At 45.3% G+C, this 14,678-nt stretch carries 10 protein-coding genes; 6 read left to right on the forward strand and 4 right to left on the reverse strand.

Annotation, left to right across the window (positions count from 1 at the left end):
- The first annotated feature begins 17 nt into the window (after positions 1-17).
- A complete protein-coding gene (locus QT979_RS10600; protein WP_333309718.1) occupies positions 18-1,268 on the forward strand; it encodes a glycosyltransferase family 4 protein in 1,251 nt (416 codons plus the stop codon).
- A 169-nt stretch (positions 1,269-1,437) separates the two neighbouring features.
- On the opposite strand, the gene QT979_RS10605 is transcribed toward QT979_RS10600, so the two are convergent.
- The 3 genes from QT979_RS10605 to QT979_RS10615 form a co-directional block, all read right to left on the reverse strand.
- Positions 1,438-1,791 (reverse strand): DUF1257 domain-containing protein, encoded by a 354-nt coding sequence (locus QT979_RS10605; protein WP_006635781.1) that lies wholly within the window; start codon positions 1,789-1,791, stop codon positions 1,438-1,440.
- A 130-nt stretch (positions 1,792-1,921) separates the two neighbouring features.
- Positions 1,922-3,442: a stress-responsive protein Ycf46 gene (ycf46, locus tag QT979_RS10610; protein ID WP_333209848.1), complete on the reverse strand. Its 1,521-nt coding sequence runs from the start codon at positions 3,440-3,442 to the stop codon at positions 1,922-1,924.
- A 107-nt stretch (positions 3,443-3,549) separates the two neighbouring features.
- The gene (locus QT979_RS10615) at positions 3,550-3,900 is read right to left on the reverse strand and encodes a hypothetical protein (RefSeq protein WP_006635783.1); all 351 of its coding nucleotides are present in this window, start codon (positions 3,898-3,900) and stop codon (positions 3,550-3,552) included.
- Between the two features lie 970 nt (positions 3,901-4,870).
- Here QT979_RS10615 and QT979_RS10620 point away from each other — a divergent pair.
- Positions 4,871-5,335, forward strand: a complete 465-nt coding sequence (locus QT979_RS10620; RefSeq protein ID WP_333309721.1) for a hypothetical protein — start codon at positions 4,871-4,873, stop codon at positions 5,333-5,335.
- Positions 5,336-5,432: 97 nt separating this feature from the next.
- On the opposite strand, the gene sds is transcribed toward QT979_RS10620, so the two are convergent.
- Positions 5,433-6,404 (reverse strand): solanesyl diphosphate synthase, encoded by a 972-nt coding sequence (gene sds, locus QT979_RS10625; protein ID WP_333209851.1) that lies wholly within the window; start codon positions 6,402-6,404, stop codon positions 5,433-5,435.
- 1,641 nt (positions 6,405-8,045) lie between these two features.
- Between sds and QT979_RS10630 the strand changes: the two genes are divergently transcribed.
- The 4 genes from QT979_RS10630 (at position 8,046) to QT979_RS10645 (ending at position 14,530) form a co-directional block, all read left to right on the forward strand.
- Positions 8,046-8,213, forward strand: coding sequence for an ATP-binding protein (locus QT979_RS10630; RefSeq protein ID WP_333209853.1), 168 nt, complete (start codon positions 8,046-8,048; stop codon positions 8,211-8,213).
- Between the two features lie 159 nt (positions 8,214-8,372).
- Positions 8,373-10,916 (forward strand): CBS domain-containing protein, encoded by a 2,544-nt coding sequence (locus tag QT979_RS10635; protein ID WP_333309726.1) that lies wholly within the window; start codon positions 8,373-8,375, stop codon positions 10,914-10,916.
- A gap of 60 nt (positions 10,917-10,976) precedes the next feature.
- Complete coding sequence (locus QT979_RS10640) at positions 10,977-11,375, forward strand: response regulator (RefSeq protein ID WP_333309728.1); 399 nt, start codon at positions 10,977-10,979, stop codon at positions 11,373-11,375.
- Positions 11,372-14,530 (forward strand): PAS domain S-box protein, encoded by a 3,159-nt coding sequence (locus tag QT979_RS10645; RefSeq protein WP_333309731.1) that lies wholly within the window; start codon positions 11,372-11,374, stop codon positions 14,528-14,530. The genes QT979_RS10640 and QT979_RS10645 overlap by 4 nt, the downstream gene beginning before the upstream one ends.
- Positions 14,531-14,678: the final 148 nt, after the last annotated feature.

Here is a 14,678-nt window from a genome sequence, read left to right on the forward strand (position 1 = left end):
TTGAGTCCAAACAAGTTATGCGAATTTTAATTGTTGCTCAGAACGCTTCAACTAAATTCGGTGGCGAGTCATTGCTGCCGGTCAACTATTTCCGGATACTTCGATCGCGCCAAATAGAGACATGGTTAGTGGCGCACGCCCGCACCCAGGCAGAACTCACAGGGCTGTTTCCAGAAGACTGCGATCGAATGCACTTTGTACCGGACACTTGGCTGCACCGACTGCTTCACAATTTCGGGCGATTTATCCCTGAAAGAGTTAATGAGTTTACTTTTGGGCTGCTATCTCACCTGTACACCCAAGTGCTACAGCGTCGTATTGTCCGGTGGCTGGTGAGCAAACACCAGATTGATATTGTACACGAACCGACACCAGTCTCGGCAACAGTTCCTTCGTTGATGTTCGGGTTGGGAGTTCCGGTAGTTATCGGGCCGATGAACACGTCGGTTAAATTTCCTCTGGCTTTTCGATCGCGCCAAAGTCCTATCATTGATATTTTAATCGAGATCGGTTACCAGTGCGTCGATTTCTTCAATCGTCTTTTTCCCGGTAAAATCAAAGCCGAGACGCTGTTAGTGGCAAACGATCGGACGAAGCAGGCACTGGCATCTGGAGTGCAGGGTAAAGTTATTGAACTTGTGGAAAACGGCGTGGATTTCTCGGTGTGGCGATTGGACTCTAGCTTATCAAGAGCAGCGACCGGGCAGGTTCATTTTATATTTTTAGGCAGGCTGATCGGCTGGAAAGCTGTAGATTTGCTGCTGGAAGCCTTCGCACCCGTCGTCGCTCAAACTGATGCAGTCTTGGAAATCATCGGTGATGGGCACATCCGAGGGGAACTCGAAGCTCAAACAGCTCGTTTAGGCATCGACAGCAACGTTGTATTTAGTCGCTGGCTGTCTCAGGAAGACTGCGCTCTCAAAATGCAACAAGCTGATGCAATGGTTTTTCCCAGTTTGCGGGAATGCGGGGGGGCAGTGGTGATGGAGGCAATGGCAGTGGGCTTGCCTGTCATAGCAACGAACTGGGGTGGCCCGGCAGATTATCTGAATTCCACTTGCGGTATTTTAGTAGAACCGACTTCTAAAGAAGGATTTGTCCAGGGACTGACAGATGCGATGCTCAAGCTGGCTCATTCACCAGAATTGCGACAGAGTATGGGTTCTGCGGGACGGGAACGAGTCCAGCAGCATTTTGATTGGGAACGCAAAGTCGATCGAATACTTGATATTTATCAACAAACGATCGACGATTGCCCGAAGCATTAGGTAGCCGACCATTAAAGCATAAAGCAGCAGCTTTCAACCTGAAAGCTGCTGCTTGGGGGTGCTAAAAAAGTATGTGGTGGCCCAAAGCCGCGCTCTACACCCTAACTAGCTAAAAACGGGTTAACCCGTTTTTAGGGTTAACCCGCGAGCTTGGAAACATGCAGTTCAATTAGTTTTGCACTACCAGCTTAACGTTGGCATTTTGCAAACCGCGCTGCTTGACTGCTGCCAAGGTCTTGTTGACTGCGTACTTCTGGTTGATGGAGTTGATTAACTCAGTTTGATTGTGCTTTTTGGCGACGCCCCAGAGGTCGGCAATCAGGTCAAAAGAACCATCGCTATTGCGAGACCAACCCAGGTCATATTCGCCTTCGAGAATCGCCACGATGTCGGAGCGAACGCGCTGACCGTTATAGCCACGAACATCAGCTTCTGACTTGACAGAAATGCCCAAGTCGCGCAGGGAAGCTTTCAGGATTTCGGCATCGGTGATTTTGGTACGCAGAGTGCTAAAGTGAGACATTGGATTTCCTCCTAATAAAACTGAGAGAGAAACAACAACGGTCTGGATTTAACGGTGCCGCTGGGCGGCTCTTGAATCGAACTGCTAGCTGTTGCTAGCCTTTGCTCCTGTTTGGACCAGGAGAAAGCTTTTAGAATTCCATTCGCTGGTATTCAGCGACGGAAGACGCAGCGGGCCGTGCACGCTGTCTAGCCCAATCTCGAAGGGCGGTGACCTGTTCGGTCATTGTTTTAGACAGTGGCATTGTAGATTTAATGGCCGCGATGATGTCTAGCTGCGTAAACTCTCGATCTTGAGCGAAGGCTTCGTACATTGCGGCTACTAGCGCTTGCTCAATCTCTGCACCTGAAAAGCCCTCGGAAACATTGGAAAGTTGCTCTAAATCGAAGCGAGTAATTTCCCGACGGCGCTTTGACAGGTGAATCTTAAATATATCTTGGCGTTCTTCTTTAGTAGGCAGATCAACAAAGAAGAGTTCGTCAAATCGGCCTTTCCTCAAGAATTCTCCCGGCAACCGCTCGATTCGGTTGGCTGTTGCCATTACGAAGACTGGGGAAGTCTTTTCTTGCATCCAAGTGAGGAATGAACCGAAAATCCGGCTGGAGGTGCCTCCGTCTGAGTCGGCCGAACCAGTGCCTCCTGCAAAGGCTTTGTCTAGTTCGTCGATGAAGAGGAGGGCTGGAGAGATGGATTCTGCGGTTTTGAGGGCATTGCGGAGGTTGGCTTCCGAGCGGCCCACCATCGAGCCGTCGTAGACTCTACCCATATCTAGCCTCAGCAGGGGCAGTCCCCAGAGGCGGGAGGTGGTCTTGGCAATCAGTGATTTTCCGCATCCCGGTACGCCGAGAATTAACATCCCTTTTGGTTGGGGCAGGCCGTATTCTCTCGCCCTTTCTGTAAAGGCGTTGGAACGCTGTCTCAGCCACCGCTTCAGCTCTTCTAAACCGCCGACTGCATCCAGGGTTTCGTCTTCTTCAATAAACTCTAGAATGCCGTTGCGCCGAATTAATTGCTTTTTCTCCGAAAGAACTATGTCTACTTCTTCTTCTGTGAGGCGCCCAGTCGAAACTTGGGCTTTGCGATAAACTTTTTCAGCTTCGTCCTTGGTCAATCCCAAGGCTGCTTTTAAAAGTTTTTCTCGCGCTTCTGTGGTAATGCGTCGCGATTGCGTTTGCTCCAACTGACCAGACAATACTTGGTTTAGTTCCTTCATGTCTGGCAACGCGAAGTCTAATACCACTACTTCCTTTTCTAGCTCGATTGGAATTTGCTGCAAAGGAGACATCAGTATAATTGTCTTTTGCGTTCCTTTGAAGTTGGCGATCGCATCGCGCAACCACCTCGTTACCGGAGGAGAATCTATGAAAGGATGCAGATCTTTGAAAATGTAGATGCTAGCGTTACTGTTGGGTTCTCGCTGCCTGATCACCCATTCAATTGCTGCCTCTGGCGAGACGGTGTTGTGTTGGGTGGTGGTGCGGGGTTGACCATACTCCACAATGCCGTGAGTTACAGTCCAGATAAATACTCGTCGCTGTGGTTTGGCTTGAGCTATTGTCGAAATTGCTTGCTCACACCGCTCTTCCTCGGATGTCACGAGGTAGATCAGAGGATATTGAGCTTGGATTAGAATACTGATCTCTTCTTGCATAGTCCTCGACCCACTAGAGACGGTGCTATCTTTGCTGAATCTCAATGCTGCCCTTAGCCCTCTTACTGAAAATTTCAGTTTTAGCTTTTTGGGGAAGCAAGGCATTCTTAGCAGGGAACCAATTCTTCCTCTCCCGGTTTGGCCGTGCTGGCACTGACGCCCGACACCTGCTTTACTGGAAGATCCTGTTCAGCCAATACGCTCGGCTGACTTGTTACGGATGCCAGTTCTCCATCTCGCATTACTACTGAACCCGTGCATTCTGGACAGTTGTATACCCGATGGGTTTGTCCGTAGGAGGCTTCTACTTCGTCAACCAGTTCGGGATTTCCTAGGTAGAAGACAATTGCCCTTTCTGCAATTGATGACATCGGTTCAGTTTCGACTGCGGCTCGGATTTTGAGCTGGCGATGCAGTTCTGGTGGAAGATACAATGTAACTTTTTGCTTTTCTTGCATATGACAGTGAATTGACTTACCCGGGTATGTATATCAGATTAGCCACTTAATTCTTTGCTGTCAAGCCTCTATGCTGCTTTAGCGTCATCTTGTAATATTTCGTTACATTGGATGTGACTCTGGGGCAGTTAACAACGAAAAAGTTAGGGGTGTAACTGATGAGTCCGAGGTGCAGCGGCAGGTATGGGTAGCGTCAATCGATTTTAGATTTTAGATTTTAGATTTTAGATTTTAGAGGCGACCCCACGGATAAATGCGGGGGCTTGAGAATTTTTGATTTGAGATTTTGGATTGATTCCACGGATAAATCACGTGGCGGGTACCACCTTTGAAATTCCTGGTCAAGGACGATCGACCAACTATAAATATCAACAATAGATATAGCCTTTCTCAGTAACATGAGGTGCTCATAGGCCTCCGTGGCCTCCGTGGCCTCCGTGGGCATAGGCATAGGACTCGCCCCCATACCTCACAACGCTTGAGCACCGCTATATATAGGAGTGGGGCCAACAAATTCTTTGAGTCGCCATCTGGGGTAAGGTGCGCCATCAGCACCCAGCCCGCTCATGAGTGCGCGGTAAGCACCGGTGGACTGAATACACAACGAAGTTACTAACTTTGGGCGCTTTGATTTTGAAACCAAACTCCCCCAAACAGTTTTTATGGCTTTAAGTGTGAAAAATCCGAACGTGAAATAGCCGTTTTCGGCTTTTTATCGGGCTCCGATTTAACACACCTTGACAGCGCTAGCGCTCAGCACCCTATGGTTAGACTTTTTGGATGACATTGTGTAAGCTTTTACGCACTTAATTTTTTGGCCCAAATGCTCGCTACAAGGACTCTAGGCTGCAAAATCTTAAATTTAGAGGGGTGTCAGCTTATCTTTAATAGGGCAGTGCTGGGTAATATATACTTGGATGCGGACCTGCTAACCTGAAATTTTTAATTTTAGATATCAAAGAACTGACTGATGGATTTAGACCAACAGATTCAAGCATTGATCGAAAAAGCTCCGCCCGACGGTTCAACGCCAGAAATCTTAAAGGCGATCGCCCCGGCCCTGGTGTTAATTGCCCAACAGCTACAGCACCTCGAATACTCGATCCTGCAAGCGGTAGACCAAAGTTGGGCTATCGTGGTTTTGAGCAACCTCAAGCAACCGGGACGGGAGAAGAAGGTGATTTATGCTTGGACAAGTATTAAAGATGCGTCGCAGGCTGCGGCTGCTGGGGGCGATCGTCTCAGACCGGTGCTTTTGCCTGTTACTCACATTTTATTTCAGATGATAGCTCTGGAAGGTCTTGACAGCATTGTTTTTTTTGAAAGTCCCGGAAATCAGGAAGTCGGGACGGAAATCCCTCGCGAGCAAGTACAGAGTTTAATTAACGTTTACTTGCAACAGTATCGATCGGCTCCACCGCCAGATATTGCCTAAACAATTCAATTTTCTATTAATTGGTAACAGGGCATTAGGCATTGGGCATTCCCCATTACCAATTCCCCATTACCAATAAAGTGTAACTTTTTAACCTCTAATAAAGTCTGCTCAAAACGTATTCAGCTAAATCAATCAAAGCTTGACGGGACTCTGAATGGGGCAGCGCAGCTAAGTATTCGACGGCTTTCTGTGCGTGGTTTGTGGCTAGTTCTCGGGATCTCTCTATGCCTCTAGAATCTTCTACCAGTGCCAGGGCCTGGTCTAGATCTCCTTCTTGGGCAAATTCGCGTTCTATGAGAACTTCCAAGTAAGGTTTTTCTTCTAGGGCAAATAGTGCGGGTGCTGTCAGATTACCGCTTCTGAGATCCGAGCCTGCCGGTTTCCCCAAAGTTTCCGTTGAAGCGGTGAAATCTAATATATCATCTACTATTTGGAATGCCAAACCAATGTTCCGACCGTAGTTGTACAAATCGTCTGCTATTTCCGCTGACACCTCGCTCAAACAGCCCGCTGCTTTGGAACTGTTGGCAATTAAAGACGCTGTTTTGTAATAACTTTTTTCGAGGTACGCTTCGATCGACAAGCTGGTGTCAAATCCATTGAGTCCCTGTTGAATTTCCCCCTCAGCTAAATCCATAATCACTTCTGAAAGCAGTTTGACTACTGGCAGGTTGTCGAGATTGGCCAAATGCCAGGAAGATTGAGCAAACAGAAAGTCTCCCGCCAATACTGCCACTCGGTTGTTAAACCGACTGTGAACCGTCGGCACTCCCCGCCGCAGATCCGACTCGTCCACCACGTCGTCGTGGACTAGACTAGCTGTGTGGATCATTTCCGTAATTTCAGCGAGGCGACGGTGTTTTTCCGTGATTTCCCGATCGGGCATAGTCGCCTTGGCCATCAACAGAACGATCGCGGGTCTCACTCGTTTTCCCTTTGTGCCGAATAAGTATTCTGCAGCCGCGTACAAGATGGGATGACGGGCACCCACTAACTGTTTTAAGTTTTCTGTCAACAGTCGCAGGTCTTCTTCAACCGAGGAAAATAGGAGAGTGCTAGAGATCATGGATACGCCGACTCAAGCCGTAAAGTAACAAAATTTTACATATCATATCTTTATTTTAAGGTAATTCTCTGCAATAGAAAAGAAAAATCTAGGCGATCGGCAGTTATTTGTCATCTGCCGCCCGATGGGAGTCACCCGACTGCCATCGGCGAGTTGCCGACTCTCAGAGGGGTTGCCCCTATTGTATCGAATTGTTAAGGACACTGCCAAAAAATCTCTAAATCCCAAAAACCCTGTGTTATTATGGGTATTAAGGATTTAAACAATTCTATACATTAAGTACAGCCAGACTGGCAGGTAGCTTTTAGGTGCCTGTAAAAGTTTCGTAGAGCCAGCCTTGTTAGTCGATCGCAGCCAAAATTTCTGGGACAGATTTTTAGTTCCTCGCGGCTAAAAGTTATCAGAAGTTAAGAGTAGCGCATCTTATGTACACGGTAGCTCAAAGCAGCTAAAGTGGATAGTTTTAGGCTGTTTAAGCATCTGTAAAGCAGTAAATCATTATTGATGACCGGGAACGCCTAAATGTTCCCGCAGGCTTGATATGGAAAAACAGCCTTCAGAACCAAGGCATGGTCTTGCGTGCTGACTTAATGTAGTAGGTCTTGAACTTGTCCTGCTCCTCCTCGTCCTTGACTTTTGGTTCTAATTATGATTTATCGCGATATTCCTCTAATTATTCCCATTCTGGCCGCCGGCTATGTAATGACTATTTATGTAGTGCTGATGTTGGCCGAACGCAGCGCTAAAATAACTCGATTGGGCGAGTAGTGCACTGCTGGGCAGCCGAAGTCGGCAGCAGCGTCCTCGCTTCACCCTTGAGAATTCGGAATACTCAATAATAACCCTGCCTTGAATGCTTGCGCGCAAAGGCAGGGTTATTATTTACAATTGCGGGTACGGTGATTTTTTTGGCTGCTAGTTACTGCAACAGGTTGCTACAGTTATCGATGTTCAATGCCAAAAGCCTCAGCAGAGGCAAGATATTAGATTGAGTACCAGCTTGTATCGCTCACAGCAAATATCATGTCAGGGAAACCCAGCCAATATTCCGAGAAAGCTATTAAAGTGTTCTCAAAAACGCTGAGTTTGAAGTGGTCGGTTATTGTACCCAAAATCTCAATATTCCTATTTTGTAGCTCCATAAGTTAGAGAAATAAAACGCGAAATTGCTGACCCTAGCAACCTGCTTGCTCAACTGAATGAATCCATAAACTTGCACTGCAATCAAATATTTCATTAAAGGGTGCTTAACTTGCTGAGTCAGGCAGATAGTCTCTGCCATTTATTCACAGCTTCCCAAGAAGAGAAAGAGAATTGGCTACAGATAGCCACAAATTTAATTGTTAGTTTTAAATAATCTCGATATAACTGTGTGGGAGAAAAGTAATAGCCAATATTACTGATCCATTAAAACTCTATTAAATTTTGATTAAAATAAGTAAAAGAGAGAGTAGGAGTTGTCATAAATTCTCAAGCGCCACTGCCGAAATTGTTGTCTGAGCCAGACCAACTAAAACAAGTTTCGATAAATCTGATGCACAATGCTTTACAAGCTATAGAGAATTGCCGAGTTTTAAAAGTAGAGGTGAGAGCCGAAAATCCGAGCCTGATCGTCAGTGGCAACTGAATTAGCCGGGAATTTTGCCACGAATATTTGCTCCCTTCTTTACCACAAAACCCGCCGACGAAGGCAGCGGGTTGGGACTGGAGATTATTAAAAAAAGTGTGGAAAAGTATTCGGGTAAAATAGAAGTAACATCAGTTATCGGTCAAAGGACGTGTATTGTGTCAATTCCGATCGCCGTTTAGCGCGATCACACTAAAAATTATACCAATGCGCGACTAAAAATTAACCTCTAGACCGATGTCAAACCAGGATGGCGGTTAGCCTACCGCGACTGTAAAGTCGGAAATCTAAAATGGTATTAAGTGCCGGTTCCGCCTGCATCTATCCCCCTTGATTTGCCCATGTCAACAACAGTTTCTGATACCCAAAGCTTGCTAGAACAGGCGATCGACGCCAAACCACCGGTGCTGCCTCCAGACACACCTGTGAAAGTCGCAATTGCTGCCATGACTGAGGCGAGTGCCAGTTGTATTTTAATCGCGTTTGAGCAGCAATTGCTCGGAATTTTTACAGAACGCGATGTTGTGAAAATAACTGCTAGCGAAATACCGCTAGCGGGGGTAGCAATTTCTGAGGTGATGACTGAAAACCCGATCGCTATTTCCATCGATCAAGGGGGAAATATCTTCAAAGTATTGAGCATATTGCGATCGAAAAGAATCCGTCATTTACCCCTCCTAGACGAAGGTGGGAACTTGCTAGGCGCTATCACCTGCGAAAGCATCCGTAAAATCCTCAAACCGGCAGACTTGCTGAAAATGTGGCGTGCCGAAGAAATTATGACTAGACAATTAATAGTTACCTCAAGCAGCGCCTCAGTTTTAGAAGTCGCAAAACAGATGAGAACCCAGCGAAAAAGCTGCATAGTCATTTGCACTGACAGCGACAACACAAATCAAAAACCTGTGGGCATAATTACAGAACGCGACATTGTTAAATTCCAAGCTTCTGGACTAGATTTCGCACGTACTCCCGTCACCGCCGCCATGAGTTTTCCGCTGATAGCATTGCAGGTAACAGCCACCTTGTGGCAGGCTCACCAGTTAATGCAGCAGCACCGCATCCGGCGCTTGGTGGTGGTGAACGAGGAAGGATATTTAGCTGGAATTGTGACTGAAATTAGCCTGCTGCAGGCCTTAGATCCGGTAGAAATGCACGCAAATGTCGAGCTTTTGCAGGAAACAGTTGCCGACAAAATTCAGGAGTTGAACAAAATGAACGAAGAATTGCAAAAAGAAGCGTTGCGGAGAACAGAAATAGAAGAAAAATTGCGAATATTAAATGATAATTTGGAAGAACAAATCAAACAGCGAACTTTAGAATTAATTAATGCCAACAGTCAGTTAAAAAAGGAAATACAAGACCGCACCACCGCAGAAGCTGAAGTTCGCCGCCTGAACACCGAACTCGAACAGCGAGTTCTAGACCGCACGGTTCAACTAGCAGCCAGTAACGAAGAATTGCAGCAACAAATTAGTGGTAGAAAATTGCTCGAAGAAAAATTGCACTTTTCTGAAAGGAAAGTCCGCGCCGTTTTTGAAGCGATGACCGACATCATTCTCGTGCTAGACAGTCAGCGGAACATAGAAGTTTTGCCAACGAATGTGGCAGCGGCTTCTGAGCCAGATTGTGATATAGTCAGCTTGACCATAGAACATTTTTTTGATGACGACAAACCGGATGATTGGTGGCTGTTAGTTCAGCAAGTTTTAGAAACCCAACAAACTATAAATTTTGACTATAGTTTAACAGTTTGTGGCCGCGCAATTTGGTTTTCTGCCTGCATTTCTCTGTTTTCAAAAGATGCAGTCATTTGGGTTGCCCGCAACATCAACGCCCGCAAAATAGCCGAGTCAGCGCTGTGCAAAAAAAATGCAGAGTTATCTCATACTTTAGAAGAACTGAAGCGGACTCAAAAAGAACTTATTCAATCAGAAAAGATGGCAGCCCTCGGACAGTTAATTGCCGGAGTTGCTCATGAAATCAATTCTCCTTTAGGGGCGATTCGCTCTTCTGTGCAGAACATCGCCGACTTTTGGACGGAACAATTGCAGCAGTTGCCGATATTTTTTCAACAACTATCCCCGGAACGGCGGCAGGATTTCTTGGCTTTGCTACACAAGTCCAGCCAAGAAACAGATACATTATCTAGTAAAGAAAAACGTCAGTTAAAAAAACTTTTGCAGGGGCAATTAGAATCAGAAAAGATTGACGACGCCGCCAGTCTTGCCTGTACTTTGTTAGATATCGGCATCGGCAATAATGTAGAACCTTTTTTACCTTTGTTGAAAGACAGCCAAAGTAGAAATATTGTACAAACCGCCTACCAATTTGCTACGGTACAAAAAAGCACTAAAAATATTGCTACCGCCACGGATAGGGCAGCCAAAATCGTTTTTGCTTTGAAAAGCTACTCTCGTTACGACCAGTCGGGTACCAAAGTAATCGCTAATATCACCGATGGTATTGATACTGTTTTAACGCTTTACCACTACCAAATCAAACACGGTGTGGAAGTAGTCAGAAACTATGGTACTAATTTACCCTCTGTGCTATGCTATCCTGATGAACTCAGTCAAGTTTGGACAAATTTAGTTCACAATGCTTTACAAGCGATGGGCAACAAAGGCGTGTTAAAAATTGATGTCAAACACCAAGCGAACGCAATATCAGTTAGTATTACAGACAGTGGTCCCGGCATTCCTCCAGAGATTATGCCGAGAATTTTTGAGCCGTTTTTCACAACTAAACCTCCAGGGGAAGGTAGCGGTTTGGGATTAGATATAGTTCAAAAAATTCTGGAAAAACACCAAGGTGAACTGCAAGTAGAAAGCGTGCCTGGTCAAACAAAATTTACTATATTCTTGCCGGTCGGAATCCCTTGATAGCAAGAAGTAAAAGAGGGAAATGCCCCAATATTTAAAATTTAATAGAAGTAAAGTTTTATGCCTAAACCAGTAATTTTGTGCGTTGACGATGAAGTTGTAGTCTTAAATAGTTTAAAAATTCAACTTAAAAAAGAATTTGGGGATGCTTACCTCTATGAAGTAGCAGAAAATGCAGATGAAGCTCTGGAAATTATGGAGGAAATTCAAAAAGAAGATGAAAGTGATATTTTAGTCATAGTATCTGACTGGTTAATGCCAGGGATTAAAGGAGATGATTTTTTGATTATGGTTCACCAAAAATATCCTAAAATTGTGAAAGTTATGCTGACCGGGCAAGCAGACGAAGTAGCAATAGCACGGGTGAAAGAGCAAGCAAACTTGCACCGTTGTTTGTACAAGCCGTGGGAACGCAAAGAATTAGTAGAAACTATAAAATCTGGTTGGACAAAAATATGAACAATAAACCTGTGATTATTTGTGTTGATGACGAACCGATAATTCTTGAAAGTTTGAAAATTGAGTTAAAAAAAACCTTGGGGGAAGAGCACTTATTAGAAACCGCTGAAGGCGGTGAAGATGCTTTAGAGTTAATCGAGGAATTACTGGCAGAGGGCTGTGAAATCGTAGCAGTGATTTCCGACTATCTGATGCCGAATATCAAAGGAGACGAATTACTGAAGCAGATTCACAGAATCTCGCCAAAAACTATCAAAATTATGCTGACAGGGCAAGCAGACCTAGAAGCAGTGGCGAATACTATTAAATATGCTAAATTGTACCGATACATATCGAAACCTTGGCAGTCAGAAGATTTGAAGTTGACGGTAAAAGAAGCGATTAATAGCTATTTTATGGAGAAGCAATTAGCACAACAAAATGCTCAACTCCAAAAGCTAAATCAAGAATTGGAAACTTTAGTCGAGGAGCGGACTGCACAACTGCGCTTGTCTGAGGAAAAGTTTGCTAAAGCTTTTCGTTCTTCTCCCAACCCGATTACTATTACCCGACTTAATGACGGTCGTTATTTAGAAATTAATGAGGCTTTTTGCCAGACAATCGGTTATTCGGCCGCAGAAATTCTCGATCGCACGGCGCTTGATTTGAATCTTTGGCAAAAGATACAAGCCCGCGCTGAGTTGTTTAAAATGTTAGACGAAAAAAAAATTGTTCTCAACTATGAATTTGATTTTCGCACTAAAACAGGGGGACTCAGAACCGGGCTGCTGTCAGCAGAGATCATTGACATTCATGGCGAAACCTGCGTGATTTCTGTGATTCAAGATATTAGCGATCGCAAATTAGCCGAAGAAAAACTCCGAGCTCTAGCGGCTTCTTTAGCAGCAGCGCAAAGAATCGCCCGTGTTGGTAATTGGGAATGCGATTTCTCTGCCAACACAACTACTTGGTCGGAAGAGTTATCTCGGATTTTTGGAATTGAGCCAACCCAGGCTGCGCCAACACTAACTGAGTTTTCGCAATACGTGCATCCGGACGATCGACAAAAGTGGCAAACAACGATCGACGCTGCTATTGCTAATGGGCAATCCTACAGTTTGGAATATCGAATCCTGCGGCTGGCACCGACAATGGGTGCGGATAATTGCCAGTCACAAATAAGTGAAGCCGGCTTCATCCGCTACATCGAAGCCAGAGGAGAAGCAGTTGTCAATCAAGAAGGTAAAGTGACAAAACTATTCACAACTTTGATGGACATTACCCCCCGCAAGCGGGCAGAAATAGCCCTAGCAGAGAGCGAAGAAAAATACCGTCATTTAGTTGAAACTTCCCAAGATATTATCTGGTCTTGCGATGCTGAAGGACACCTTACTTTTGTGAATCAAGCAGTTAAACAAATCTACGGTTACGAGCCTGAAGAAATGCTAGGGTGTTCTTTTAGCGATTTCTTAGCCCCAGGAGAAATAGACTGGAAATGGGAACTTCAGCAGCGCTTGCTGACGGGCAAAACTGTGTTTCAGTACGAAAACATAGTATTAGGAAAAGACGGCAGAAAGATTGATGTAAATACGAAGGCGATCGCCCGCAGGGACGCTGAAGGAAACATCATCGGCACAACAGGCACTGCTAGCGATATTACCGAACGCAAACAAGCTGAAATAGTCCTGCAAAAAGCCAAAGAAGAAGCCGACAGAGCGAACAGGGCAAAAAGCGAATTTCTCTCGAATATGAGCCACGAATTGCGAACTCCCCTCAACGCAATTCTCGGTTTCAGTCAACTGCTAGCCCGCGACCCAGACCTCGATGCCGACCAACAGCAATACTTAGGAATTATTACCCAGAGCGGGGAACATTTGCTTGTTCTGATTAACAATATTCTGCAAATGTCAAAAATTGAAGTCGGGCTGGTGACACTTAATAACAGTACCTTTGACTTGCATAAAATGCTAAAAAATACTGAAAATATGCTGAAATTGCAAGCCGATAAAAAAGGGTTGCAGTTAATTTTTGATTGCCCACCAAATCTACCTCAATATATAGAAGCTGACGAAAGCAAGTTGCGACAAGTATTGATAAATCTAGTCGGTAATGCTATTAAATTTACTGCGGAAGGTGGTGTTAATTTGAGACTTAAACATGAGCTGCTAAAAAATAAAAAAATCCCAGAAATTTCGCCAAGTGAGAATTGCTCTTTGCTATTTGAAGTGGAAGACACTGGTTCAGGAATTTCTGCAGATGAAATGGACAATTTGTTTAAACCTTTCGCGCAAACAGAAAGCGGTAAAAAAGCTCAAGAAGGAACCGGTTTGGGCTTGCCAATCAGCAAGCAGTTCGTTAAGTTAATGGGAGGGAAGATGACGGTAACAAGCACCCTCGGTCGCGGCAGCATTTTTAGATTTGATGTTAAAGTTTCGCTCCCTAATGCAGTGGAAATTCAGGTGGCTCAAACAGCTCGCCGAGTGGTGGGCCTGGAACCCGGGCAGCCAGAATACCGGATTTTAGCTGTTGACGATCGCCTGGAAAGCCGCTTGCTGTTGGTCAGAATGCTGACATCCCTTGGGTTTGCGGTGCAGGAAGCTGAAAATGGCGTTCAAGCTGTGGAAATGTGGTCGAGTTGGGAACCTCATTTGATTTGGATGGATATGCGGATGCCGGTGATGGATGGTTACGAAGCTACTAAACAGATTAAAGCGCATTTGAAAGGTCAAGCAACTGTAATCATTGCTCTGACTGCAAGTGCTTTTGATGAGGAGCGATCGCTGATTTTGTCTGCTGGTTGCGATGATTTTGTAGCGAAGCCTTTTCGGGAGCAAGTGATTCTGGAAAAGATGGCTAAGTATCTGGGAGTCCGCTATGTTTATGATCGAGAAGCTTCGCTAAGTTCTGATGCTGCGGTGTCCGCCGAGGTTTCCACGGCAACTGAAACGGCTGATTTGGCTTTTACGCTGAATACTTCATTTTTGCGAGCTATGCCTGCTGAATGGGTTGATGAATTGTATTCTGCGGCGGATGCGGTTGATAACGAGGAGATTTTTCGGCTGTTGTTGTCGATTCCTCCTATTAATGCTAGTTTCCGCAGCGCGATCGCCGATTTGGCGAATAACTTCCGGTGCGATCGGATTATCGATTTGATTGACGAGTTTAGAAATTGTTGAAGGATGAAAGAAGAAGGGATAATAGGGGCAGGTTCAGGATTATTGATCGTGTAGGTCGATCGCCTATTTGTAAACTCGCTTGCGGGCGATAGACTAATTTACCTGTAGCCAAGCTCCACACCCTGCTAATCATCCGTCATTCCCAATT

The organism is Microcoleus sp. w2-18bC1 (genome assembly GCF_036700365.1).
In the GTDB taxonomy this organism is placed as follows: domain Bacteria; phylum Cyanobacteriota; class Cyanobacteriia; order Cyanobacteriales; family Microcoleaceae; genus Microcoleus.

What these genes read in the sequence shown, in the direction of transcription:
- QT979_RS10600 (WP_333309718.1), top strand. Translation starts at nt 18, where the DNA reads ATGCGAATTTTAATTGTTGCTCAGAACGCTTCAACTAAATTCGGTGGC.
- QT979_RS10605 (WP_006635781.1), bottom strand. Translation starts at nt 1,791, where the DNA reads ATGTCTCACTTTAGCACTCTGCGTACCAAAATCACCGATGCCGAAATC.
- ycf46 (WP_333209848.1), bottom strand. Translation starts at nt 3,442, where the DNA reads ATGCAAGAAGAGATCAGTATTCTAATCCAAGCTCAATATCCTCTGATC.
- QT979_RS10615 (WP_006635783.1), bottom strand. Translation starts at nt 3,900, where the DNA reads ATGCAAGAAAAGCAAAAAGTTACATTGTATCTTCCACCAGAACTGCAT.
- QT979_RS10620 (WP_333309721.1), top strand. Translation starts at nt 4,871, where the DNA reads ATGGATTTAGACCAACAGATTCAAGCATTGATCGAAAAAGCTCCGCCC.
- sds (WP_333209851.1), bottom strand. Translation starts at nt 6,404, where the DNA reads ATGATCTCTAGCACTCTCCTATTTTCCTCGGTTGAAGAAGACCTGCGA.
- QT979_RS10635 (WP_333309726.1), top strand. Translation starts at nt 8,373, where the DNA reads ATGTCAACAACAGTTTCTGATACCCAAAGCTTGCTAGAACAGGCGATC.
- QT979_RS10640 (WP_333309728.1), top strand. Translation starts at nt 10,977, where the DNA reads ATGCCTAAACCAGTAATTTTGTGCGTTGACGATGAAGTTGTAGTCTTA.
- QT979_RS10645 (WP_333309731.1), top strand. Translation starts at nt 11,372, where the DNA reads ATGAACAATAAACCTGTGATTATTTGTGTTGATGACGAACCGATAATT.